Here is a 24,552-nt window from a genome sequence, read left to right on the forward strand (position 1 = left end):
CCAATGATCATCGAGATCGGGTAAGGATGGCGCGGGTCACGCCCGCGGCCCGGCGGCGCGGGCCCGCTCGACGTGCTCCAGCGCGCTGCGCAGCTCGGCGAGCCACGCGTCGGTGTTCTTGCCGACGAGCCGGACGCACCAGGCGAGCGCGTCGCTGCGGCTGCGCGCGACGCCCGCCTCCACGAGGGTGTCGAGGACGCGCCGCTCGGGCTGGCGGAGCCGCGTCATGACGGGCACCGACAGCGTGGTGAACATCTCCCGCTCGCCGCCGCACTCGACGCCCCAGGACACCTTGCGGCCGAAGCGCCGCTCGGCCTCGCGGGCGATGCCGATGCGCCGCTCGCGGGTCTCCTCGCGGAAGCGCTGGACGTGCCCGGCGATCACGCCCGCCCGCTCGGCCTCCGACACCTCGGCGGCCGCGTCCGGCACGGGCAGCCGCCCGACGACGCCGACCTCCTCGCGGTCGAGGACGACCTCCGGCGGGCCGTCGAACCAGTCGTCCGGGAGCCGTCCGGAGAACCAGCCGCGCACCTGCTCCGCCGCTTCACTCGTATTCATGTAATCAAAATTACAGCGCCATCCCGGCCGGCGCCAGCCTCGGCCCTGTTTGACATTCACCTTCTTTTGATAGTTACTCTCATTTGAGAGCTGAAACTATTTGGAGGTGGTCCTCATGGAGGTCGGCGGCATCCGGCGCTGGCTGGGACTCGCGGCGCTCGCGCTCAGCATGCTCGCGCTCGGATTCGACATGACGATCCTCAACGTCGCCCTGACCACGCTGTCCGAGGACCTGCACGCGGGCACCAGCGAGCTGCAGTGGATCGTCGACTCCTACCTGCTCGTGTTCGGCGCGCTGCTGCTCCCCGCCGGGCTGCTCGGCGACCGGTTCGGCCGCAAGTGGCTGCTGCTCGCCGGGCTCGGGATCTTCGGCGCCGCCTCGCTCGCCGGGGCGCTCGCGGACGGCACCGCCGGGCTCATCGCGGCCCGTGCGCTGATGGGGGTCGGCGCGGCGATCGTGACGCCGCTGTCCATGTCGATGCTCCCCGCGATCTTCCCGCCCGCCGAGCGGACGCGGGCCGTCGCGGTGTGGTCGGCGTCCACCGCGCTCGGGCTGCCGCTCGGGCCGCTGCTCGGCGGCTGGCTCCTCCAGCACTTCTGGTGGGGCTCGATCTTCCTGATCAACGTCCCGGTCGTCGTGGTCGGCGGGGTCGCGATCGCGCTGCTGCTGCCCGAGTCCAGGGACCCGGCGGCGCCGCGCGTCGACCTCGCGGGCGCGCTGCTGTCGATGTCCGGGATCGTCGCGCTGGTGTACGGGGTGATCGAGGCGCCGTCGCGCGGCTGGTCCGACCCGGTCGTGCTCGGCTCGTTCGTCCTGTCCGCGCTGCTGGTCGCCGGGTTCGCGGGCTGGGAGCGGCGGGCCGCCGAGCCGATGCTGAACCTCGCGCTGCTCCGGGACGCCCGGTTCGTGTCGGCGACCGTCGCCGCCGTCGCCGCCAACCTCATGCTCGGCGGGGTCCTGTTCGTCCTGCCGCAGTACCTGCAGGCCGTCCAGGGCGCGGACGTGTTCGGCACCGGCCTGCGGCTGACGCCGATGCTGCTCGGCCTCATCGCGGGCGCGGTCGCCACCGACCGGATCGCCGCCCGCGCCGGGCACAAGCCGATCATCGTGACCGGGCTGCTCGTGCTCGCGGCGGGCTTCGGCTGGGGCGCGCTGTCCGGCGCGGGCGACGGGTACGCCGCGACCGTCCCGTGGCTGGTCGTCATCGGCGCCGGCACCGGGCTCACCATGATCCCCGCGATGGACGCCGTGCTCGCCGCGCTCCCCGCCGACCAGGCCGGACGCGGGTCGGGACTCGTCCAGACGCTCCGCCAGACCGGCGCCACGCTCGGCGTCGCCGGGCTCGGCAGCCTGCTGTCGGCGACCTACCGGGACCGCGTGCCGACCGGGGGCCTGCCCGCGGACGCGGCGGCCGCGGCGCGCGACTCGATCGGCGGCGCCGTCGCGGTCGCCGGGCGGCTCCACGACGGCGGGCTGCTCGCGTCCGCCCGCGACGCCTACGCGCACGGCATGGACGCGGTGCTCGCCGCCTGCGGGGCGGGCGCGCTCGCCGTGGCCGTCCTGCTCTGGCTGCTCCAGCCGGGACGGGCGCGCGAGGATGCGGCGCCCGCCGCCGATGGACGAGAATCGGCGCATGAGCACGTCGTCCCCTGACCGCCTCGTCGACCGGCTGCAGGACCGGATCTCCCGCCTCCCGCTGCGGGAGCGCAAGAAGCTGCGGACCCGGGGAGCCATCCAGGACCACGCCCTCCGGCTCTTCACCGAGCAGGGGTACGACGAAACGACGGTGGAGCAGATCGCGGCGGCGGCGGAGATCTCGCCCAGCACGTTCTTCCGCTACTTCCCCACCAAGGAGGACGTCGTCGTCACCGACGAGTACGACCCGGTCATGGCGCAGTTGCTCCGCGAGCAGCCGCCGGAGGTGCCGCCGCTCGACGCGCTGCGCGCCGTGCTCCGCGACGTCCTGCCGCAGCTCTACACGTCCGAGATCGAGACGATCAAGACGCGGATGCGGCTGACCGCGACCGTCCCGGCGCTGCGCGCCCGCACGTTCGAGTCGATGCGCGAGGGCACCTTCAAGGTGATCAACGAGGTGGTCGCCGAGCGGACCGGGCGCCCCGCCGACGACCCGGAGGTCGAGGCGTTCGGGTGGGCCGTCCTCGGCGTCATGCAGGCCGCGATGTACCAGTTCATGGACGGCAAGGTCGAGCACGACGAGCTGCCCGGCCTGATCGACCGCAACCTGGAGTTCCTCGGCCGCGGCTGCCCGCTCTAGCTCAACCGGCGAGGGTGTTGGCCAGCTTGGGGCTGACCCGGACGGCGCCGCGCATGTTGCGCGTGTAGACGTTCTGGACCTGCACGACCGTCCCCCTGCGCGGCGCGGCGATCATCTTGCCGTTGCCGAGGTAGAGGGCGATGTGCGAGATGTAGCCGGGAGCGGTCGGGTCGTTCGCCCAGATCAGCATGTCGCCGGGCCGCGCCTTGGCGTAGGGGATGACCCAGCCGACGCGCGCCTGGTCGGCGGCGACGCGCGGGAGCCTGATGCCCGCCCGCGCGAACGCGAACTGCATGAGCCCCGAGCAGTCGTAGCCGCCTTCGGCCTCGGACTCGCCGCCCCACACGTACGGCCAGCCGAGCCGCGTGTAGGCGGCGCGGATCACCGTCTGGATCTGGTGCGCGGTCATCACCTGGCCGTTCGCCCGCGGCACGTCCCCGCTCTGCGGGACGTCGATCTCCGGGTTCACCTCGACGGCCTTCGCCTGCTTCGGCAGCGACTTGCGGAGCTTCTTGACGAACGCCTTCGGCTCGGTCTTCGGGACGCTGATCAGCATCGCGTTGCCGCTCGGCATCCCGAGGATCTGCGCGGTGGTGTGCGAGATGACGGCGTCGACGTCGCCGATGCCCATCGTCGCGTACGCGCCGACGCGCAGCCGCGACGGGCTGCGCTTGCCGCCGACCGGGACCTGGCTGCCGAGCTCTACGCCGCCGTCGTTGCCCATCGTGAACGAGATCGCGACGTCGCCGGACGCCACGTTGCGCCACAGCGCGTCCGACTTGGCGGTGGGCTTCGGCGTGTAGTTCCGGAACGTGGACGGGTTGACCCCCATCAGCCCGACCCGTTTACCGGCGACCATGCCCTGGACGGCGTCCACGACCTCGACGCCCTGCACGCCCTTGGCGGCGCGGACCTTCTCGACGAAGTCGGCCGGGAGGGTGGACGGCGCGGCGACGAGCACGTGCGGCGTGAGCCGCTTCCCGAGCGGTGCGACGACCCCGGTCGGCAATCCCGTGCTCCCGGACGCGGCCACGAACTGGGCGCGCCCGTCGGCCCGCGGCGACGTCGCCTGGCCGCCGCCCTCGCGCGCCACCAGCACGGCCACGTTCGCGGCGAGCGTGGTGAGCACCGAAACGCCGATGATCGTCGGCAGGGCCCGGCGGTTCGGCTTTCCCACTGCTGCACTCCCTCGAAGGTCGCCTGCCGCGGCGCGTCTTGACCGTCCTCGATACACGACTATGACTCACTTGGTCGGCCACCGTCCAGATACCCGGCGCACCACCGGCCACGCCCGTCCGCGACGCCCCGTTGGGTCAGCCCCGGGCCTGCTACTGGTCGGTAACACCAAGCCCGAACGAGATCAACATCACGGTGCCATAAAATGGATTCTCAGTCCAATTGCCCACGTAGTTCGCGGCTCAGCTCCCCCGGCGACGTCACCGGCCGGCGGCACACGAACCCCTGGCACACGTACGCCGCCGGGACGCCGTCGACGAGCCCGCGCCCCTCCAGCAGCGGGACGCCCTCCGCGTCCGGCGGGCCGACGCTCACCACCGCGCCGGGCGCCACCGACATCAGCGCCGTCTGGTGCAGCGCCCGCGTCCGCTCGTCGGCCGGGTCGCCGATCACCGCGACCTCCACCGGGCCCGTCGCCCGCGCCTCCGCCACCGCGAGCCCCCACCCGGCGAACCTGGCGTGCTTGTCGGCGAGCTTCGCGGCCGGGGCGAGCGCCGCCTCGGCCGCCTGCCGGTGCCAGTCCGACGCGGTCAGCGCGGCGAACGACAGCAGCGCCCCCGCGGCGGCGAACTGCCCGGACGGCGCCGCGTTGTCGGTCGGGTCCTGCGGGCGGCGGAACAGCCGCTCGGCGTCGTCGGCGGTGTCGTAGAAGCCGCCCTCGCCGTCCCCGAACCGCTCCAGGACGGTGTTCAGCAGCTCCCCCGCCAGCCGCAGGTGGTGCGGGTCGCCGGTGACGCCGTGCAGGGCGAGCAGGCCCTCGGCCACGTCGCCGTAGTCCTCCAGGACGCCCGCGTTCGCGCCCGCCGTCCCGGCCCGCGACGTCCGCGCGAGGCGCCCCTCGCTCAGGTGCACCTCGACCAGCAGCCGCGCGGCCTCCTCCGCCGCCCGGACGAGGTCCGGACGGTCGAACAGCGCCCCGCACTCGGCCAGCGCCGCGATGGCGAGCCCGTTCCAGGCCGCCACCACCTTGTCGTCCCGCGCGGGAGGAATCCTGTGCGCGCGCGCCGTGAGCAATGCCGTACGGATGCGCTCGTACCGCTCGACGTCGTCCGGGTCACGCAAGAGTTGGAGCACCGACGTGCCCCGCTCGAACGTCCCCGTCACCTCGAAAAGGGACTCCGCGTAGGCGCCGTCTTCGTCGCCCAGCACCTCGCGGAGCTGCTCGGGCGTCCAGACGTAGTACTTGCCCTCGACGCCCTCGCTGTCGGCGTCGAGGGCGGAGGCGAGGCCGCCCTCGTCCGTCCGGAGGTCGCGGAGCATCCAGTCGCACGTCTCCAGCGCGATCCGCCGCGCGAACGGCGTGCCGGTCACCCGCCACCAGTGCGCGTACACGCGCGCCAGCAGCGCGTTGTCGTACAGCATCTTCTCGAAGTGCGGGACGACCCACCCCGCGTCCACCGAGTACCGCGCGAACCCGCCGCCGAGCTGGTCGTAGATGCCGCCCCGCGCCATCGCCTCCAGGGTGTGCCCCGCCATGGCGAGCGCGTCGTCGTCGCCCGTCCGGGCGTGGTGGCGCAGCAGGAACTCCAGCGCCATCGACGGCGGGAACTTCGGCGCCCCGCCGAACCCGCCGCGCGCCGCGTCGTAGGAGGCCGCGAGCACCTGCACCGACTGCGCGAGCGACTGCTCGCCGGGCGCGCCCGCGCCCGCGAGCCCCGTCCCGCGCGACGTCAGCGCGGCCACGACCTGCTGCCCCTGCCCGACGACCTCGTCCCGCTGCTCCGTCCACGCCTTGTGGACGGCCTGCAACAGCGCCCTGAACTGCGCACGCGGAAAATACGTCCCGCAGTAGAACGGATGGCCCTCCGGCGTCATGAACACCGTCATGGGCCACCCGCCCTGACCTGTCATGGCCTGGGTCGCCTCCATGTAGACGGCGTCGATGTCCGGCCGCTCTTCCCGATCGACCTTGATGTTGACGAACCGCTCATTCATCACCCGCGCCGTCTCGCCGTCCTCAAACGACTCGTGCGCCATGACGTGACACCAGTGACATGCCGCATATCCGACAGAAAGGAGGACGGGGACGTCCCGGCGCCGCGCCTCGGCCAGCGCCTCGTCGCTCCACTCCCACCAGTCGACCGGGTTCCCGGCGTGCTGCAGCAGGTACGGGCTTGTCGCGTCCTTGAGCCGGTTCATGCCTCCGATCCTGCCCGATCCGGCCCGCCGCTCACGTCCCGGACGTCTTCGCCGCGAGGGCGGTGAGGGCGGGTTCTATGGCTCGGTGGAAGGTGGGGTAGGCGTAGATCATTTCGCGGAGGGAGGCGGTGGGGGTCTCGGTGTGGACGGCGACCGCGAGGAAGCCGAGGACCTCGCCGCCGGACGGGCCCGCGGCGGTGGCGCCGACCAGCGTCCCCCACTCGGTGTTCTCGACGAGCTTGATGAGGCCGTCGTTGCCGGTCTTGTGGATCCAGCCGCGCGTCGACTCGGGGATCGGGGAGACGGCCGTGCGGATGGGGAGGTTCTGCTCGCGCGCCTGCGCCTCGGTCAGGCCCACGGAGCCGATCTCGGGGTCGGTGAAGGTGACGCGCGGCACGGCGCGGTAGACGGCGGGCGGGCCCTCCTCGCCGAGGATGTCCCGGACGGCGATGGCCGCCTGGTACATCGACACGTGCGTGAACGCGCCCATCCCGGTGATGTCGCCGATCGCCCACACGCCGTCGGCGGCGCGCATGTGGCCGTCGACGGGGACGTCCCGCGCGTTCTCGTCCAGGCCGACCGCGTCGAGCCCGAGGCCCCTGAGGTTCGGACGGCGCCCGGTCGCGACCAGGAGCCGGTCGCCGACGATGGACTCCTCGCCTAGGCGGAGGGTGAACTCGCCGTTCTCGTAGGAGACGCCGGTCGCGCCCACCCCCGTGCGGACGCCGATGCCCTCGCGCTCGAACACGTCGCGGAGCAGCGCGCTGGACTCCGGTTCCTCGTTGGCGAGCAGCCGGTCGCCGGCCTCCACGATGGTGACGCGGCTGCCGAAGCGGGAGAACACCTGCGCCATCTCGGCGCCGACGACGCCCCCGCCGAGGACGAGCAGCGACGCGGGCGGCTCCGTCGCCTGGACGGCCTCCCGGTTCGTCCAGTACGGGGTGCCCGCGAGACCGTCGATGGGCGGGGCGGCGGGCGACGTGCCGGTGTTGAGGACGATCCCCCGCCGCGCCTGGAAGACCCGGCCGTCCACGGTGACCTCGCGCGGGCCGGTGATGCGGCCGTGCCCGCGGACGAGCCGGGCGCCCTTGCCGGTGAGCCGGTCGGCGGCGACCTTGTCGTCCCAGTCGTCGGTCGCCTCGTCGCGGATCCGGGCCGCGACCGGCGCCCAGTCCGCACGGACCGACGCCTCGCCCGCCATCCCGGGGACGCGGGCGCCCTCCGCGAGGAGCCCGGCGGCGCGCACCATCATCTTCGTCGGGACGCAGGCGTAGTACGGGCACTCGCCCCCGACCAGCCGCGACTCGACGGCGACGACGGACAGGCCCGCCTCGGCGAGCCGTCCCGCCGCGTCCTCGCCGCCCGGGCCCAGACCGATCACCACGACATCGACTTCTTCAGCCATGGTCATCATCCTGCCCTGCCCGGCGGCCGGTCAGTCGACGCGGCGGCATCGGGATCCGGTCGAGGTCGTGGACGAGCGTGACCTCGCCCCCGAAGACGGCGGACGCCTCGTCGGCGAACCGGGGCTCGTCGTCCGTCCGGTACCGCTCGGAGAAGTGCGTGAGGACCAGGTGCCGGACGCCCGCCCCCGCCGCGACCTTCGCCGCCTGGGACGCGGTGAGGTGCCCGTACTCGGCGGCGAGGGCGGCGTCGGAGTCGAGGAACGTCGACTCGATGACCAGCATGTCGACCCCGTCGGCCAGTTCCGCCACGGCGTCGCAGAGCCGGGTGTCCATGACGAACGCGAACTTCTGGCCGGGACGCCGCACGCTGCACTCGTCGAGCGTGACGGTGCGCCCGTCCGGGGTGACGACGCGGCCGTCCCGCTGGAGCCGCCGCACCATCGGCCCGCGCACGCCCCGCGCGGCGAGTTCGGCGGGCAGCATCGTGACGCCGTCCGGCTCCTCAAGCCGGTACCCGTACGCCTCCACCGGGTGGGACAGGCGCATCGCGACAAGGGAGAACGGCGCGTCCCCCGTGTCGAGCTCCGTCCGGTCCCCGGCGACGGGCCGCTCCCGGATCACGTCGGTGTCGTGGAAGGCGGCGGCGTGCCGCAGCCGCTCCCAGAACCGCGCGCCGCTCGCCGGGAACGCCGCGTCCACCGGGTGCGCGACGCCGTCGCGGGCGATGCGCTGGACGATCCCCGGCACCCCGAGGCAGTGGTCGCCGTGGAAGTGCGTCACGCAGATCCACGTCACGTCGGACGCCGACGCCCCGGCCAGCGTCATCTGCCGCTGCGTCCCCTCGCCGGGGTCGAAGAGGAGGCCGTGGCCGTCCCAGCGCAGCAGGTAGCCGTTGTGGTTGCGGGTCCTGGTCGGGACCGCGCTGGCGGAGCCGAGGACGGTCAGATCTCGCGCGGACATCCCCCCATGGTGCCGCCTCCCGGGCACGATCAAGCGCTTGGTTATGCTGTCCGCACCGAGCCCGGACGAGGAGGCCCCGTTGGCAGGCGGCAAGCGCGAGCAGATCAGGATGACGCCGGACGAGGTCGCGGCCTACCTCGCGGAGAGCTACAAGGTGCAGGTCGCGACCGTCGGCAAGGACGGCGCGCCGCACCTCGTCACGATGTTCTACGCGCTGCTCGACGGCAAGATCGCCTTCACCACCTACCGGGCGTCGCAGAAAGTGCTGAACCTGCGCCGGAATCCGACCATGACCTGCCTGGTGGAGGACGGCGTCGAGTACGACGAGCTGCGCGGGGTGGCCCTGTACGGGCGCGGCGTCGTCATCGACGACCCCGAGCCGCGCAACAAGGTCGGCATGGTGGTCGGCTCCCGGATGGCGGGGCTGCCCGTCCCGGAGATCGGCGAGCCCATCGACCCGGTGGTCGCCGAGGGCATCGAGCGGGCGGTGGCCAAGCGCGTCCTCATCGTGATGGAGCCCGACCGCGTCGTGAGCTGGGACCACCGCAAGGCCTGACCCGTCACGACCTCTGCGCGGCCACCCGTTCGTACAGTTCCGCCGCGCGGTCGAGTGCCGCGCCCTCGGCGGCGCGGTCGCCGCGCTGGCGGGCGGCCTCGGCCAGGTGGACGAACATCCCGGCCTGCTGGTCGACGGCGTCCTCCTTGCGCAGGATCTCCAGGGCCTGGCCGAAGAAGTTCGTCGCGGCGACGGGACGGCGCGCCCGCAGGTACGCCTCGCCCAGGCTGGCCAGCGCGCGGGCGCGGTTGTACTGGTCCGGTTCGGGGAGGGCGGCGAACTCGTCCGGGAGCAGGCCGAGCAGGCCGATGGCGCGGTCGAGGTCGCCGGTCCCGATCAGCGCGCGGGCGAGGTCGTGCCGGGCCGTCAGGACGGCGTGCGGGTCGCCGTCCTGCTCGGCCGCGTCGTGCTCGGCCTCCTCCAGCCGCCCCGCGAACTCCTCGGCGGCCTCGGCCCAGCGCTCCCGCTCCAGCAGCGCCAGCGCGTCCGCGTGGAGCCCGCCCTCGCCCGCCGACGCGGCGGCGAGGAGGTGGTCGAGGACGCGGCGCAGCGCCGCCTCCCGTCCGGCCTCGGTCTCCTCCTCCTCGGCGCGCTCGCGGGCGAAGGCGCGGAGCGGGCCGGGCAGGGAGTAGCGGCCGTCCGCGGACTCGGCCGCGAGCCCGCGCTCGGCGAGCGCGGCGAGCAGCGTCCGGGCCTCGTCCTCCGGCACGCCGGCGAGGGCGGCGGCCGCCGCGGGGCCGACGTCGTCGCCGGGCAGCACGCCCAGCAGCCGGAACAGCCGCGCCGCCGCCGGGGGCAGCGCCCGGTGGGCGTCCTCGAAGTTCGCGCGCACGCCGAAGATCCTCCCCGGCGGGGGCCGGGTCCAACCGGACGTCACCCGGCGGCGAACGGCCCCGGCAGCGCGTTCGTTCGGCGCAGCCGCCGGTAGGCGCGCACGTCCCAGAGCGCCAGCGCCACCACCACGGCGGACGCGCACACGTGCAGGGCGAGCGGTGTGAACGCGTCGGTGAGCAGGGCGGGCGCGGCCAGCCCGGCGAGGACGAGGATCGCGATCACCCGGGCGCGTGTGAACCCGCCGAACACGGCCCGCTTGAACAGCGCGTGCCCGGCGACGAACAGGGCGGGGCCGCCGAGTGCGACGACGGCGAACGCCGTGCCGAAGTGACCGCCGGGGTGGGCCACGACCTTCTCGTCCGCGACCGCGCCGACGATGACGCCCGCGACCATCACGATGTGGATGAAGGTGTAGGCGGAGCGTCCGAGCCGTCCCGGGTCGGGGGACGAGGCGATCCGCTCGGCGGCGGCCTCGGCGGTGTGGTCGAAGTAGATCCACCAGAGCGCGACGGTGCCGACGAACGCCGACACGAACCCGGCCGCGACCTTCGCCGACGGCGGGTTCCCGGCCAGCGTGGCGCCGGTGACCAGCACCGTCTCGCCGAGCGCGATGATCAGGAAGAGCTGGCAGCGCTCGGCCATGTGCGCGCCGTCGATCGTCCACTCGGCGGTGCTGGACCGGCCGAGAAGGGGCGTCGCGTAGCCGTGCCACGGCGCGAGGTACTCCAGCGCCACGGCCAGCGCCCACAGCCCCGCGCGGGCCTCGTGCCCGTCGGCGAGCGCGCCGCCGATCCACAGCACGCCGGCGGCCGCCTGCCAGAACAGGACCCGCTGGAAGTTCGGGCCGAGCCGGTGCCCCCAGGTGCACACGACGACGAACAGCGTCCTGCCGACCTGGATCGCGACGTAGGCGCCGGCGAACCACAGCGCCTCGCCCCCGAACGCGCCGGGCAGCATCGCCGCCATGAACAGCCCGGCGATCATCACCGCGACCAGCATCAGCCGGACGGCCGGGTGGTCGGGGCTGAACCAGTTCGTCGTCCAGCACGTGTACATCCACGCCCACCAGACGGCGAGCAGGAGTAGCAGCGTCTCGCCGGCGCCGCGCGGCGTGAGGTGCTCCAGCAGCAGGTGGGAGAGCTGAGTGACCGCGAAGACGAAGACGAGGTCGAAGAACAGCTCGAAGAACGTGACCCGCGCGCCCTGCTCGCCGCGCTCCCGCAGCATCGCTTCGGACCTGTGCGGACGGCCCGCGCCCGGGACCGCCGCGGCCTCCCGCCGGTGCGCCGCCGCCTCCGCCATGGGCGCCCCCGCTTCTTCAGATGTCGAGTCGTGCGCGCGTCAGGCGCCGTCCCCGTCGCCGGCGCCGCCGCCCTTCGCGGCGTCGTCGATCTTAGCCGCCCGCCCGGCGGCGGCCTTCGCGGCTTCGGCGCGCTCCCACTCCCGCTGCTTCAGATCGGCCTCGCGCGGCGCCTCGATCTTCTTGAGCTGCTTGCCCATCGAGCGGAACAGGAAGACCGTCGCGATGACGAGGACGACGAAGACGCCGAAGCCGAGCAGGCCGGGGCTGACCGTGTCGTCGTTCAGGGGAAGCCCCGCGAGGGGCGCGGCGAGGGGAGGCATCAGAGACACACCTTCTCCCGGACGCCGGCGAACAGGTCGTCCTCCGGCAGTTCGGTGTCGACCAGGGACCTGGCCAAATGGTAGTCCTCGGTGGGCCATGCCTCGCGCTGGACGTCCATCGGGACGACGAACCAGAACCCGTTCGGGTCGATCTGGGTGGCGTGGGCGAGCAGGGCGCGGTCGCGGGTCTCGAAGTGGTCGGCGCACGGGACGCGCGTGGTGATCTCCCACTTGGCGCGCTCGCCGGCGCCGTCCTCGTCGAACCGCTTCATCCAGTCGGTGTAGGGCGACTCCAGGCCCGCGTTCTCCATCGCGGTGTGCAGGGCGAGGACGCGCTCCTTGCTGAACGTCATGTGGTAGTAGAGCTTGAGAGGCTGCCAGGGCTCGCCTGTGCCGGGGTAGCGCTCCGGGTCGCCCGCCGCGTCGAACGCCTCGATCGAGATCTCGTGGCACTTCACGTGGTCGGGGTGCGGGTAGCCGCCCTTCTCGTCGTAGGTGAGCAGCACGTGCGGGCGGAACTCGCGGACGGCGCGCACCAGCGGCTCGGCGGCGGTCTCCAGCGGTTCGAGCGCGAAGCAGCCGTCCGGCAGCGGCGGCGGCGGGTCGCCCTCGGGGAAGCCGGAGTCGACGAAGCCGAGCCAGGTCTGCCGGACGCCGAGGATCTCGCGGGCGCGCGCCATCTCCGCCTCGCGCACCTTGCCGATGTCGGCCTTGACCTCGGGACGGTCCATCGCCGGGTTGAGGATGTCGCCGCGCTCGCCGCCGGTGCACGTCACGACGAGGACCTCGACGCCCTCCGCGACGTACCGCGCCATCGTCGCGGCGCCCTTGCTGGACTCGTCGTCGGGGTGGGCGTGCACCGCCATGAGGCGCAGCGGCTCGTCGCCCCCGGCCGGCCGCCTCGTCGTTTCCTCGATCGCCTCGGACACCTGGGGATCTCCCTCTCCGGACTCGATGAGCGGCCCCCGGTTCGAGGCACGCGACAGCACAGACGAGAATTGTCCCTGACAACGTCCGGACACCGCACGGAGATTCCCCGCCATGACGACGAGCGTGCCGCAGGAAGCCGCGTCCGACCCCGGCCGGCCCGAGCCGCGGCGGGGACGCCTCGGCCTGGTCGTCATCGGCGCGGTCGCCGCCCTCGCCGCGGGCGGGTTCGGCATCATCGCCGCCTACGCGGGGCAGACGCCCGGCATCGTCGCGCAGATGGTGAGTTACGACATCGCCGACTCCTCGGTGACGGTCAACTACACCGTGGCCAAGGGGAAGGACGACGCCGTCCGCTGCACCGTCGACGCCTACGACGAGAAGTTCACGGTGCTGGACGAGCGGGAGGTCACCGTCCCGGCGGGCCGGTCCGGCGCCAAGGGGACGGAGACGCTGCACACGTCACGCAGGGCGACCGGCGCGCGGATCCACGACTGCCGCGCGGTGTAGGCGCGGTATAGGCCGGGTGCGGCGGCCGGGTGTAACGGTCCGGCGCCCGATACGCCCGGTGAAGGCCGAAGTACGAATGGCGGATTGCAGACGCCGAGATCAGGGAACCTTTACCCGCAACCACCGGATAGGCTAGAGGTTTCACCCGGCCGCACTTCATGTCGATGTGACATCCGCCCAGGGAGCGGGCGGAGGATCGCTACATGTGGATGAGGAGTACCCGTGACCGAGACCCGCGCTGACAACGTCACCTGGCTGACCCAGGAGGCGTACGACCGGCTCAAGAACGAGCTGGAGCACCTGTCGGGCCCGGGCCGCATCGAGATCGCGCAGAAGATCGAGGCGGCGCGGGAGGAAGGCGACCTGCGCGAGAACGGCGGCTACCACGCGGCCAAGGAGGAACAGGGCAAGATCGAGGGCCGCATCCTGCAGCTCCAGGGCATCCTGGAGAACGCCCGCGTCGGCGAGGCGCCGCGCACCGAGGGCGTCGTCGGGCCGGGCATGACCGTCACGATCTCCTTCGAGGGCGACGACGAGGAGGTCACCTTCCTGCTCGCCTCCCGCGAGGAGGTCGGCGCCCCCATCGACGTCTACTCCCCCAACTCGCCGCTGGGCGCGGCGATCAACGGCAAGAAGGTCGGCGAGAAGGCCACCTACACCCTGCCGAACGGACGCGGCATGACGGTCGAGATCCTCGACGCCACCCCGTACGGGGCCGGCTGACCGTAATTCCTCGGGCCGGCGTCCTCCTGAGCCGGCCGCGCTGATCGCGGAACCGGGAACCGCCGGGCGGGCAGAGAACCCGCCCGGCGGCGCTGTGTCCGGGGCTAGCGGCCGCGCTCGGCGGCGACGGCGCGGACGAGCGGCAGCGTCCGGTACGGCACCTGGGTCGCGAGGGAGATCACCGACGACGCGCGCTCGACGCCCGCGACGTCCACGATGACGTCGATGACCCGCTGCAGGTCGGTGTTGCTGCGCGCCACGACGCGGCACAGCATGTCGCCGGGCCCGGTGATGGTGTGCGCCTCGATCACCTCGGGCACCTGGGCGAGCCGCGCCGCCACCGGGTCGTGCCCGCTGTGCCCCTGCCCCAGGCTCTGCCTGAGCTGGAGCGTCACGAACGCGGTGACGCCGTAGCCGAGCGCCGCCGGGTCGATCTCCGGGCCCATGCCCGCGATGACGCCGTCGCGGGCCAGCCGGTCGAGCCGCGCCTGGACGGTCCCGCGCGCGACCTTCAGCCGCCGGGACGCCTCCAGGACGCCGATCCGCGGCTCGGCGGTGAAGAGCTCGATCAGCCGTCCGTCCAGCGCGTCGATCGGCACGCCGCCCCCTTCTCCGCCGAGGCCGCCCGCATTCGTGGTCAGGATGTACAGAGCGACCGGTCGTTCTCGCTATCCACTGTACAGATTGACCAGTGATTCAGACGACTCTTGCGCACCTTGTAGGCGGTTGCGGAGATTGGGTGACATGGATGAGTTTCCGGTCAAGGGCATGGACGCCGTCGTCTTCGCCGTCGGCAACGCCAAGCAGGCGGCGCACTACTACTCGACCGCGTTCGGCATGCGCAGGGTCGCCTACCGCGGCCCGGAGAACGGCAGTCCCGAGGAGGCCGTGCACGTCCTGGAGTCCGGCGGCGCCAGGTTCGTGTTCCGCGGCCCGGTGAAGGCGGGCACGGAGATCGGGCGGCACATCGCCGAGCACGGCGACGGCGTCGTCGACCTCGCGATCGAGGTGCCGGACGTCGAGCACGCCTACCGGCACGCGCTCGCCAAGGGCGCGACGGGCCTTGAGGAGCCGCACGTCCTGGAGGACGACCACGGCAAGGTGACGGTCGCGGCCATCGCCACCTACGGCGAGACCCGGCACACCCTGGTCGACCGGTCGAACTACACCGGCCCGTACCTGCCCGGGTTCGAGGCCGCGGACCCGATCGTCGAACCCGTCGAGAAGCGCTACTTCCAGGCGATCGACCACTGCGTCGGCAACGTCGAGCGCATGGACGAGTGGGCCGAGTACTACCACCGCGTCATGGGCTTCACCGACATGGCCGAGTTCGTCGGGGACGACATCGCTACCGAGTACTCGGCGCTCATGTCGAAGGTCGTCGCGGACGGCACCCGCAAGGTGAAGTTCCCGCTGAACGAGCCCGCCGAGAGCAAGCGCAAGTCGCAGATCGACGAGTACCTGGAGTTCTACGGCGGCCCGGGCGTCCAGCACATCGCGCTCGCCACGAACGACATCCTGTCCTCGGTCGACCGGATGCGGGCCGCGGGCGTCGAGTTCCTGGAGAGCCCCGACTCCTACTACGAGGACCCGGAGCTGCGCGAGCGCATCGGGCAGGTGCGCGTCCCGATCGAGGAGCTGCAGAAGCGCCGGATCCTCGTCGACCGCGACGAGGACGGCTACCTGCTGCAGATCTTCACGAAGCCCGTCCAGGACAGGCCGACCGTCTTCTTCGAGCTCATCGAGCGGCACGGCTCGCTCGGCTTCGGCAAGGGCAACTTCAAGGCCCTGTTCGAGGCGATCGAGCGGGAGCAGGAGCGCCGCGGCAACCTCTGATCCGCCGCCCGCCCCCTCCGGACTCGGGGGGTCGCCCGGCCCTGGACGGCGCCATCGTCCAGGGCCGGACGTCCGTCCGACGGCACCCGTCCTGCCCGTTTGACGGCACACTGTGGCCCATGAGCGAACCGCCTGAGAACCCCCGGCCCGAGGGCGGCGGATGGGCGTCCCCCGACCCGCGGTCCCCGGAGGCCTCCGAGACCCCCTCCCCGGACGTCCCCGAGACCGCCTCCCCGGACGCGCCGACCGGCCCGCCCGCGACGCCGGAGCGCCCGCCGCCCTACCAGGGCACCTACGGCGCCCAGCCCGGCGCGGCCCCGCTGCCCGCCGCGCCGCCGATCGGCTACGGGCCGCCCGCCCCGGCGCCCGGCCACCCGCAGCAGCCCGGGTATCCGCCGCCCGGCTACGCCCACCCCGGCCACGTACCGCCCGGCTACGGACCGCCCGGTCACGGCGGCCCGCGGGACTTCATCGCCGGGCGCGCCCACCGCCTCGCCGCCGGGATCCTGGACAGCCTGCTCCTGAGCCTGTTCGCCACGCCCGTCGTCCTGCTCTCGATCCGCTGGGACAAGTGGCAGGACTCCGTCTCGTCCGGCGAGCCGATCACCGACCCCCTGGACCTGTACAACATCCCGCGCATGCTGGCCGGGTACGCGTTCGTGTTCCTGCTGGGCTTCGTGTACTTCACCGTCGCGCACGCGAAGTGGGGGCAGACGCTCGGGAAGAAGGCGCTGGGCATCCGGCTGGTGCGGGCGTCCGACCACTCCGCGGTGAGCCTCGGCCGGGCGGCCGGACGGCAGGCGGTCGTGTACGCCATCACGATGGGGACGTCGGCGGTCAGCCTGCTGTCGCCCGCCCTGGGGATCCTCAGCGTCGTGGGCCTGCTCGACAACGCCTGGATCCTGTGGGACCAGCGGCGCCAGGCCCTCCACGACAAGGCCGCCGGGACGGTGGTCGTGAAGGCCGCGCCGTGGATGCCGAACCCCTACGCCCGCTCCGCGCCGCCCCCACCGGCGCCGTCCGGCCCCGGCAATTCTTGATCTTCCGGGGGTAAACATTCCGATCCTCCCGGACGCGGCGATGTTTGGAAGCCTGCGCCACGGCCAATCCAACGGTCATGACGCAACCGCCGAACGACCCCGCGTCCGGGGGAGAGCCGGAAGACCGGCGGCCCGACGGGCAGCCGCCGCCCGACCGTCCGGGCCCGTACGGCGGACCGCCCTACGGCGGCCAGGGCCAACCGGGATACGGAGAACAACCGGGCTACGGAGAACAGCCCGGATACGGCGGCCAACCGGGTTACGGGGAGCAGCCGGGATACGGCGGCCAGCCCGGATACGGGGACCAGCCCGGATACGGGGGGCAGCCGGGGTACGGGCAGCAGCAGCCGCCACCGCAGTACCCGAGGTATCCCGACCAGTCCGGCTACGGGCCGTCCTACGGCGGCATGGGCGGGTACCCCGATCCGGCCGAGGGGCTGGCGAGCCGCTGGGCGCGGCTGGGCGCGGCGATCGTCGACCTGATCCTCGTCGGCATCGTGTCCGGGCTGGTGTCGATCCCCTTCATCGACTGGCACCGCGTCTTCGACACCGACTCCAACGACTCGTTCTTCAACGGCGCGCAGTCGGGCGCTAACGCGATCAGCGTCGTGCTGGGCTTCCTCTACTACTGGCTGATGCACGCGAGGTTCGGGCAGACGCTCGGCAAGATGCTGCTGCGCATCCGCGTCGTCCGGCAGGACGACCAGCAGGCGATCACCTCCGGCCAGGCCGCCGGACGCTCCGCCTTCTACAGCGTGCTCGGCGGGATCTGCGGCTGCATCGGCCTGATCGACGTCGCCTGGATCCTCTGGGACCGCCGCAAGCAGGCCCTGCACTGCAAGGTCGCGCGGACGGTCGTCGTCAAGGCCGACCCCGCCGCCCCGAACCCCTACGCGCACCGCCGCTGACCGCGAACGGACGCGTCCAGGTTGCCTGGGTGGTGGTGGCACGGCACGCTTGTCGGCGTGCATAAGGCCGGAAACTCCCCCAGCCCGTCCCGTCGTGGTGCGCGGCCCGTGTCCCGCGGCGCCGCGGGACTGGCCGCTCTCGCCGTCGCGGGGTCGCTGACCGCCGCCTGCCAGGTGACGCCGTTCGGCGACGACGACCCGGGGTCGTCCGGTCCGCCGCCCGAGGGGGCGGTGTCGGGTCCGGCGGGGCCGACCACGGCGGGCGACGACTACGTGCCCGGCGACGGGAACGGCGGGTACGACGTCCAGCACTACGCGCTGAAGCTGAAGATCACGCCGGACGGGCCGCGGCAGCTCGACGGCACCGCGACGATCACCGCGCTGGCGACCGAGCGGCTCGCCCGGTTCAACCTGGACCTGACCGGCCTGGACGTGTCGTCCATCACGGTGGACGGGGCGCCCGCGCGGCAGCAGCGCGGTGGCAGCGAGCTGGAGGTCACCCCGGCGAAGCCGCTGGAGAAGGGCGCGAAGTTCACGACGGTCGTCCAGTACGCGGGGACGCCGCGGCCGGTGACCGACTCGACGCTCGGCAAGTACGGCTGGATCCGCACCCCGGACGGCGTGTTCGTCGCATGCCAGCCGAGCGGGGCGCACACCTGGTTCCCGAGCAACGACCATCCGAGCGACAAGGCGACGTTCGACTTCGAGATCACGGTGCCGCCGGGGCTGACGGCGATCGCGAACGGGGAGCCGGAGACGCCCCCGGCCGACACCGGCGGCGGCGGGCTCCCGCCGAACCTGCCCGGCTCGCCGCCGAACCCGCCGGGGACGCCGCCGACCGAGTCGCCGGGGTCGGGCCTGCCGTCCGTCGAGCCGGTGTCGCTGACCGCGGACACGACGTCGAGGTGGCACGTGAAGGCGCCGATGGCGACGTACCTGGCGACGGTCGACGTCGGCCGGTTCGGCGTCCGGACGGGACGGACCCCGAGCGGCGTCCCGGTCATCACCGCCGTCGACCAGAGCCTCATGACGGTGAACATCGACCGGTTCCACAAGCTGAACTCCGACGTCACCGAGGAGTGGACGCGGCTGTTCGGCCCCTACCCGTTCTCCTCCACCGGCGGGCTGATCGACAACGCGGACGTGGGGTTCGCGCTGGAGGCGCAGACCAGGCCGGTGTACGGGGCGTTCGGGCTGCAGCCGACGATCGTCGCGCACGAGCTGGCGCACCAGTGGTTCGGCGACAGCGTCAGCGTCACGAAGTGGCAGGACATCTGGCTGAACGAGGGCTTCGCCACCTACGCCGAGTGGCTGTGGGAGGAGAAGAGCGGCGGGCGGACCGTCAAGGAGCAGTTCGACGAGCGGTACCGGAGCGCGGGGGCGCGGGAGCTGTGGGACGTCCCGCCCGGCAACCCGGGGCGCAAGCAGATGTTCGGCCGCTCGGTGTACGACCGGGGCGGCATGACGCTGGTCGCGCTCCGCGACAAGGTCGGCGAGGACGTCTTCTACAAGATCCTCCAGACGTGGACGAAGGAGCGCAGGCACGCGGGCGGGACGACGCCGCAGTTCATCGCGACCGCGAACAAGGTCTCCGGCAAAAGCCTGGACGGGTTCTTCAACGACTGGCTGTACGAGCAGGGCCGGCCGTCCCGGTGACGGCGCGGCGGGGATCGGCCAAGTCCGGGGAAAGAGCGGCGGGTCTCCTGGCGGACGCCCGTAAAGGCCCGCGACGCTGGGCCGGAACCGGGTCCACCGGACGGACCATCCGCGCGAACGGTCTCCGGATGCCGGATCCGGCCATGGATTCCGTCCTTTTTCAGCCGATTTGAGACCAAATCGCGCTTGCCGGGACGCGGATCACGAGCAAGTCTTGATCACGGTCATGACAGCTGACCACGGCCGGCCGGGCCGGAAACCGGGGGCCGGACCGCCAACCGAGGACGATCCGAGGACGAGGCCGATGAGCAGAACCCCGAGAGCCCTCGCCGCCGTGGCGCTGAGCACCGCCGCGGTGCTCGCCGCGCCCGCGGCGCCCGCCGTCGCCGCCGCGCGGTTCACGCCCGGGGCGCCGGGCGCGGGCGACCCCTACTTCCCCGACATGGGCAACGGCGGCTACGACGTCGCGCACTACGACATCGGGGTGAAGTACGACCCGGCCACGAAGGGCATCCAGGCCGTGACCCGGGTGAAGGCTCGGGCGACGCAGAACCTGTCCCGCTTCGACCTGGACTTCCTCGGCCCGCTGAAGATCTCGTCCCTGAAGGTGGACGGGCGCAAGGCGTCCTACCAGCGGACGGGCGCGCAGGAACTGGTCATCACCCCGCCGAGCGGGCTGCGCAAGAACCGGACGTTCACGGTGACGGTCGCGTACTCGGGCGTCCCGCAGACGGTGAACGACGACGCGCTCGGCACGTCCGGCTGGATCCCGACGGCGGACGGCGCCGTCATGCTCAACCAGCCGATCGGCGCCGCGACGGTCTTCCCGGTGAACGACCACCCGTCCGACAAGGCGACGTACACGTTCATCCTGTCGGCGCCGAGCGAGCTGACCACGCTCGCCAACGGCGACCTGCGCGGGAAGTCCACGAAGGGCGGCTGGACGACGACCCGCTGGGACGTCCGCAACCCGATGGCGAGCGAGCTGTCGATGTTCGCGATCGGCAAGTACGACACCATCTCCGGCCGGACGAAGGGCGGCGTGCCGAACCTCACCGCCACCGACCGCGTCCAGGGCGTGACGGCGGGCGACGCGCGGAAGTTCCACGACCAGACCGCGCAGGTGACGGACTTCGAGGCGTCCCTGTACGGGCGCTACCCGTTCAGCTCGACGGGCGGGATCGTGGTGAAGGCCGGCGTCGGGTACGCGCTGGAGACGCAGGGCCGTCCGGTGTACGACCTCGGGCGCAGGCCGGGCAGCATCCCGAGCGGCGGCCTGCTCGCGCACGAGCTCGGCCACCAGTGGTTCGGGGACGCGGTGTCCCCCGCCCGCTGGGCCGACATCTGGCTGAACGAGGGCTTCGCGACGTACTCCGAGTGGCTGTACGCGGAGAAGTTCGAGGGCACGCCCGTGCAGACCAGCTTCGACGAGACCTACAAGGCGCCCGCCGACAGCGCGCTCTGGAAGGGCAAGGTCGCCGACCCGGGCCGCGACCACATCTTCGACGGGCTCGTCTACGACCGGGGCGCGATGGCCATCCACGCCCTGCGCAAGAGGATCGGCGACCGGTCGTTCTACCGGCTGCTGGAGGCGTGGCCCACGGCGTACCGGTACGGGAACGCGTCGACCGCGGACTTCGTCCGCTTCGCCGCGCGGCTCTCGCACCGGAACCTGGACGCCTGGGCCAAGACTTGGCTGTACTCCGAGGGCAAGCCGAGCCTGTAGGTTCACCCGCCCTCACGCTGGGCGGGCCGCTCGGGCGGCGGCTAGCTCAGCGTGAGGGTGTAGCCCCGTTCGCGGAGGCGGCCGATGACGTCCTCGGAGTGGTCGGCGCCGCGCGTCTCCAGGTGCAGGAGCACCTCGGCCTCCTCGACGGGCAGCCGCGCCGCGACGCGCTCGTGCATCACGTCCAGGACGTTCACGCCCAGCTCGGCCAGCTCGCCGAGCAGCGTCATCAGCGCGCCCGGCCGGTCCTTCAACCGGCACCGGACGACCAGGTACCGGCCCGCGCCCGCGAGGCCGTGCCGCAGCACCCGCGACAGCAGCAGCGGGTCGATGTTGCCGCCCGACAGCAGCACCACGACCGGCGGTTCGACCGCGTAGGCGTGTTCCAGCAGGGCCGCCACCCCGGCCGCGCCCGCGGGCTCGACGACCTGCTTGGCGCGTTCTAGGCACAGCAGCAGCGCCTGCGAGATGGACTCCTCGGTGACGGTGACGACCGCGTCCACCAGCTCGGTGAACATGGCGTAGGTGAGGTCGCCGGGGCGGCCGACCGCGATCCCGTCCGCCATCGTCCGCTCGATCTCGATCTGCGTCGGGCGCCCGGCGGCGAGCGAGGGCGGGAACGCCGCCGCCCGCTTGGCCTGCGCTCCGACGATCTTGACGCCGGGGCCGCCCGCCGCGCGCGCGATCCCCTTGGCGGCCGCCGCGACGCCCGCGAGCAGCCCGCCGCCGCCGACCGGGGCGACGATCGTCCGGGCGTCCGGGCACTGCTCCATGATCTCCAGGCCGATGGTCGCCTGGCCGGTGACGACGTCCGGGTGGTCGAAGGGGTGGATGAACACCGCGCCCGACTCGTCCGCGTGCTTGCGGGCGGCGATGAGGCAGTCGTCCACGGTCGGGCCGGGGAACACGACCTCGGCGCCGTAGCCGCGGGTCGCGGCGATCTTGGGGAGCGGGGCGCCGACCGGCATGAACACGGTCGCCCGGCAGCCGAGCATGGACGCGGCGAGCGCGACGCCCTGGGCATGGTTGCCCGCGCTGGCCGCGACGACGCCGCGGGCCCGCTCGGCCGCGCTCAGCCGGGAGATCCGCAGGAACGCGCCGCGGATCTTGAACGAGCCGGTGCGCTGCAGGTTCTCGCACTTGAGCAGGACGGGCCCGCCGATCTGCTCCGACAGCACCCGGGACGGGATCATCGGGGTCGGCACGACCACCTCGCGGAGCACGTCCCGGGCGGCGCGGACGTCCTCGACGGTGAGGGAGAGCATGCCTACGATCCTCGCACCCGCCAAGCGATCTTGGGACCACGGCCGCGCGCGCGTGCGGTCAGCCCGCGCTCCAGTAGCGCTCCTGGGCGAAGACCAGCGCGGCCGCGCCGACGAGCCCGGCGGTCTGCCCGAGCGCCGCCGGGACGATCCGGACCCGCCGCGCGAACTCCATCCGCGCGTGCGTGGCGAACGCCTCGTCCAGCGGCTCGAACAGCAGCGACCCCGTCTGCGACAGGCCGCCGCCGATCGCGACGACCTGGAGGTCGCACAGGTGCGTCGCGGACGCGATCGCGATGCCGAGGGCGCGCCCGGCGCGGCGCAGCGCGGCGACCGCGACCGGGTCGCCGCCGCGCGCGTCGGCGGCCAGCTCCACCCCGGTCGCCGTGCCGTCGTCGCGCCGCCAGCCCTGCTCCCGCGCCCACGCCACGAGCCCCGGACCGCGCGCGACCGCCTCCAGGCAGCCGCGCCCGCCGCACGCGCACGGCGGCCCGCCCGGGTCGACGACGACGTGCCCGATGTGCCCGGCGTTGCCGCTCGCCCCGTTCACGAGCCGCCCGCCGAGGATCAGCCCGCCGCCGACGCCGGTGGACACGACCATCCCGAGGACGTCGTCGTGCCCGCGCCCCGCGCCCCGCCAGTGCTCGCCGACCGCGACGCAGATCGCGTCGTTGTGGATGCGGACCGGCAGGCCCGGGTACCGCGCGCGGAGCCGGGCGCGCAGCGGGAAGCCGCGCCAGGCCGGGATGTTCAGCGGCGACACCTCGGCGGCGGGCCAGGTCATCGGCCCGCCGCAGCCGACGCCGACGCCCGCGAGGGGCGGGTCGCCGGCGTCCGCGACGAGCTTGGCGAGCAGCGCCTCCAGCGTCCGCCACAGCTCCTCGCCGTCGACGCCGGGCTCGTTCGGGGTGGGGACGCGGTCGGTCGCCGCGACGCGCCCGTCCGGGCCGACGAGGGCGGCGGCGAGCTTCGTCCCGCCGACGTCCACCGCGAGGACGGGCGCTCCGGACGCCTCGGTCACGCGGGCTCCGCCGCCCGGCCGAACGCGAGGATGGACGCGGTGAACCCGTGCACGTGGTTGCGTCCGGCGACCGGGCCGATCTCGCCGGCGGCGAAGAACCCGCCGACCCCGGCCGGGCCGAACGCGCGGTCGAGCACCTTCGCGTCGTGGTCGGAGTCGGGGAACATCGCCTGCCCGCGCCCGTTGCACGAGAACAGCAGCGCGCCCTCGACCGGCGCCATGTCGAACCGGTCGAGCAGGGCGGCGAGGTCCTTCTCGGCGGCCCCGGCGTCGCGGACCTGGAACCGGACGGTGCGCCCGACGTCCACCACGTCGCCGATCGCGATCGCGCCGCTGTCGGTGTCGGCGCCGACGACGCCGCGGACGAGGAAGTCGCCGTGCTCGTGCTCGTCGGCGTACTCGTCCATCGCGACGCCGATCAGCAGGCCGTGCCCGGCGAGCTCCTGCTCCTCCTCCGGCAGCCCGACGACGATCTGCTCCAGCTTCTCCAGCGCGGGCACGCCCGCCAGCTCGTACAGGACGTTCTCCTCCGCCCGCGTCACCACCATGTCGGGCCCGATCGGGCGGGCGCCCTGGCTGACCACGGTCGCGGCGGTCACGGCGCCGCCGATGACGACGCCGACCGCGCCGTCGCGGTACACCTCGCCGCCGACGAACAGCCGCACGTCGCCGCGCTCGCTGCCCTCGGCGAGCCCGCCGACGAGCGGCAGGCCGGGGAGCGCGTCGTCGGAGCGCTCGACGAAGGCGTCCACCGGGAAGCTGTACGGGTCGGTCAGCAGGACGCCGACGACGTCGTCGTCCTGGCCCTCGGGCATGCCGACCACGATCAGCCGGTCGTCGGCCTTCAGCGTCTCCAGCCGGAACGGGTCGAGCCGCGCGCCGGGCAGCACCGCCGCCCACGCGCTGACCGCGCCCGCGTCCTCCACGCCGCGCCCGGCGCCGATCACCCCGGACGCGCTGCAGCCGAGCAGCACGGCCGGGCCCGCCGCCCGCGCCGCGGCGGCCGCCGCCTCCTCGATCGCCTCCGGATCGTCCCCGGTCATGAAGACGCAGACCAGGTCGGGCGCCGCGCTGAGCGGCGCGAGCGCCTGCTCGACCGCGGACGCGGCGGCCTTGGACAGGTCGGGTCCGAGGGCCAGGCCATCACCGAATCGCGCCATCGGCACCGCCTCCCTAGTCGAATGCCTTCATCTCGATCATCTCGGAGTCCGATGAAAGTATTCACTCCGTTCACCGGTTCGCTTCACACCTCCAGTGTCCCCCGCCACGCCATATCCACCCAAACAAGACGCGACTCCGCACGAACAAGGCCCCGCACCGCGAAACGCCGTCAAGGCAGGGCATAGCGGACGAAT

General features: G+C 73.1%; 23 protein-coding genes. 10 read left to right on the forward strand and 13 right to left on the reverse strand.

The window, feature by feature from the left end:
- Positions 1-36: 36 nt before the first annotated feature.
- Entirely contained in the window at positions 37-558 is a 522-nt protein-coding gene (gene abmR, locus ACH01S_RS25375) for an ATP-binding transcription factor AbmR (protein ID WP_067896389.1), read from the reverse strand.
- A gap of 115 nt (positions 559-673) precedes the next feature.
- Here abmR and ACH01S_RS25380 point away from each other — a divergent pair, with 115 nt between their 5' ends.
- Entirely contained in the window at positions 674-2,212 is a 1,539-nt protein-coding gene (locus ACH01S_RS25380) for an MFS transporter (protein WP_067896392.1), read from the forward strand.
- Positions 2,193-2,834, forward strand: a complete 642-nt coding sequence (locus tag ACH01S_RS25385; RefSeq protein WP_067896396.1) for an acyl-CoA-like ligand-binding transcription factor — start codon at positions 2,193-2,195, stop codon at positions 2,832-2,834. The genes ACH01S_RS25380 and ACH01S_RS25385 overlap by 20 nt, the downstream gene beginning before the upstream one ends.
- Position 2,835: 1 nt before the next feature.
- Here ACH01S_RS25385 and ACH01S_RS25390 read toward each other — a convergent pair whose 3' ends face one another.
- The 4 genes from ACH01S_RS25390 to ACH01S_RS25405 form a co-directional block, all read right to left on the reverse strand.
- Positions 2,836-4,011: a C40 family peptidase gene (locus tag ACH01S_RS25390; RefSeq protein ID WP_067896399.1), complete on the reverse strand. Its 1,176-nt coding sequence runs from the start codon at positions 4,009-4,011 to the stop codon at positions 2,836-2,838.
- A gap of 212 nt (positions 4,012-4,223) precedes the next feature.
- Positions 4,224-6,209: a thioredoxin domain-containing protein gene (locus ACH01S_RS25395; RefSeq protein WP_067896401.1), complete on the reverse strand. Its 1,986-nt coding sequence runs from the start codon at positions 6,207-6,209 to the stop codon at positions 4,224-4,226.
- Positions 6,210-6,240: 31 nt separating this feature from the next.
- Positions 6,241-7,614: a dihydrolipoyl dehydrogenase family protein gene (locus tag ACH01S_RS25400; protein WP_067896404.1), complete on the reverse strand. Its 1,374-nt coding sequence runs from the start codon at positions 7,612-7,614 to the stop codon at positions 6,241-6,243.
- Positions 7,607-8,575, reverse strand: a complete 969-nt coding sequence (locus ACH01S_RS25405; protein WP_067896407.1) for a ribonuclease Z — start codon at positions 8,573-8,575, stop codon at positions 7,607-7,609. Before ACH01S_RS25405 ends, ACH01S_RS25400 begins: the two co-directional genes overlap by 8 nt.
- Before the next feature lie 79 nt (positions 8,576-8,654).
- Between ACH01S_RS25405 and ACH01S_RS25410 the strand changes: the two genes are divergently transcribed.
- Positions 8,655-9,131: a pyridoxamine 5'-phosphate oxidase family protein gene (locus tag ACH01S_RS25410; RefSeq protein WP_148344313.1), complete on the forward strand. Its 477-nt coding sequence runs from the start codon at positions 8,655-8,657 to the stop codon at positions 9,129-9,131.
- Positions 9,132-9,135: 4 nt separating this feature from the next.
- On the opposite strand, the gene ACH01S_RS25415 is transcribed toward ACH01S_RS25410, so the two are convergent.
- From ACH01S_RS25415 to mca, 4 genes are read right to left on the reverse strand one after another with little or no spacing between them, the layout of a single operon-like run.
- Positions 9,136-9,963: a tetratricopeptide repeat protein gene (locus tag ACH01S_RS25415; RefSeq protein WP_067896411.1), complete on the reverse strand. Its 828-nt coding sequence runs from the start codon at positions 9,961-9,963 to the stop codon at positions 9,136-9,138.
- Between the two features lie 41 nt (positions 9,964-10,004).
- Complete coding sequence (locus ACH01S_RS25420; protein WP_169809353.1) at positions 10,005-11,267, reverse strand: low temperature requirement protein A; 1,263 nt, start codon at positions 11,265-11,267, stop codon at positions 10,005-10,007.
- 39 nt (positions 11,268-11,306) lie between these two features.
- Positions 11,307-11,588 (reverse strand): hypothetical protein, encoded by a 282-nt coding sequence (locus ACH01S_RS25425; protein ID WP_067896414.1) that lies wholly within the window; start codon positions 11,586-11,588, stop codon positions 11,307-11,309.
- On the reverse strand, positions 11,588-12,454 hold the full coding sequence (gene mca, locus ACH01S_RS25430) for a mycothiol conjugate amidase Mca (RefSeq protein ID WP_067896574.1): 867 nt from the start codon (positions 12,452-12,454) through the stop codon (positions 11,588-11,590). The genes ACH01S_RS25425 and mca overlap by 1 nt, the downstream gene beginning before the upstream one ends.
- Positions 12,455-12,629: 175 nt before the next feature.
- Here mca and ACH01S_RS25435 point away from each other — a divergent pair, with 175 nt between their 5' ends.
- Together ACH01S_RS25435 and greA are read left to right on the forward strand one after the other, a co-directional pair.
- A complete protein-coding gene (locus ACH01S_RS25435; protein ID WP_067896417.1) occupies positions 12,630-13,025 on the forward strand; it encodes a DUF4307 domain-containing protein in 396 nt (131 codons plus the stop codon).
- A 222-nt stretch (positions 13,026-13,247) separates the two neighbouring features.
- A complete protein-coding gene (gene greA, locus ACH01S_RS25440; RefSeq protein WP_067896420.1) occupies positions 13,248-13,748 on the forward strand; it encodes a transcription elongation factor GreA in 501 nt (166 codons plus the stop codon).
- Between the two features lie 104 nt (positions 13,749-13,852).
- On the opposite strand, the gene ACH01S_RS25445 is transcribed toward greA, so the two are convergent.
- Positions 13,853-14,347, reverse strand: coding sequence for an Lrp/AsnC family transcriptional regulator (locus ACH01S_RS25445; RefSeq protein WP_067896423.1), 495 nt, complete (start codon positions 14,345-14,347; stop codon positions 13,853-13,855).
- A gap of 145 nt (positions 14,348-14,492) precedes the next feature.
- Here ACH01S_RS25445 and hppD point away from each other — a divergent pair, with 145 nt between their 5' ends.
- The 5 genes from hppD (at position 14,493) to ACH01S_RS25470 (ending at position 20,914) form a co-directional block, all read left to right on the forward strand.
- A complete protein-coding gene (hppD, locus tag ACH01S_RS25450) occupies positions 14,493-15,584 on the forward strand; it encodes a 4-hydroxyphenylpyruvate dioxygenase (protein ID WP_067896425.1) in 1,092 nt (363 codons plus the stop codon).
- 119 nt (positions 15,585-15,703) lie between these two features.
- Complete coding sequence (locus ACH01S_RS25455; protein WP_067896428.1) at positions 15,704-16,624, forward strand: RDD family protein; 921 nt, start codon at positions 15,704-15,706, stop codon at positions 16,622-16,624.
- Positions 16,625-16,701: 77 nt separating this feature from the next.
- Positions 16,702-17,532 carry an RDD family protein gene (locus tag ACH01S_RS43840; RefSeq protein ID WP_148344312.1) on the forward strand — a complete coding sequence of 277 codons (831 nt, stop codon included), beginning with the start codon at positions 16,702-16,704 and terminating at the stop codon, positions 17,530-17,532.
- A gap of 108 nt (positions 17,533-17,640) precedes the next feature.
- Positions 17,641-19,188, forward strand: a complete 1,548-nt coding sequence (locus ACH01S_RS25465; protein ID WP_067896435.1) for a M1 family metallopeptidase — start codon at positions 17,641-17,643, stop codon at positions 19,186-19,188.
- 304 nt (positions 19,189-19,492) lie between these two features.
- On the forward strand, positions 19,493-20,914 hold the full coding sequence (locus ACH01S_RS25470) for a M1 family metallopeptidase (protein WP_067896439.1): 1,422 nt from the start codon (positions 19,493-19,495) through the stop codon (positions 20,912-20,914).
- Positions 20,915-20,955: 41 nt separating this feature from the next.
- Here ACH01S_RS25470 and ilvA read toward each other — a convergent pair whose 3' ends face one another.
- The 3 genes from ilvA to ACH01S_RS25485 are packed head-to-tail and all read right to left on the reverse strand — an operon-like array spanning position 20,956 to position 24,357.
- Positions 20,956-22,179, reverse strand: a complete 1,224-nt coding sequence (gene ilvA, locus ACH01S_RS25475) for a threonine ammonia-lyase (protein ID WP_067896442.1) — start codon at positions 22,177-22,179, stop codon at positions 20,956-20,958.
- Positions 22,180-22,237: 58 nt separating this feature from the next.
- Positions 22,238-23,197 carry an ROK family protein gene (locus tag ACH01S_RS25480; protein ID WP_067896445.1) on the reverse strand — a complete coding sequence of 320 codons (960 nt, stop codon included), beginning with the start codon at positions 23,195-23,197 and terminating at the stop codon, positions 22,238-22,240.
- Complete coding sequence (locus ACH01S_RS25485; protein WP_067896448.1) at positions 23,194-24,357, reverse strand: FIST signal transduction protein; 1,164 nt, start codon at positions 24,355-24,357, stop codon at positions 23,194-23,196. The genes ACH01S_RS25480 and ACH01S_RS25485 overlap by 4 nt, the downstream gene beginning before the upstream one ends.
- Between the last annotated feature and the right edge of the window lie 195 nt (positions 24,358-24,552).

Origin of the sequence: Actinomadura chibensis NBRC 106107 (assembly GCF_001552135.1) — a bacterium.
GTDB lineage: Bacteria > Actinomycetota > Actinomycetes > Streptosporangiales > Streptosporangiaceae > Spirillospora > Spirillospora chibensis.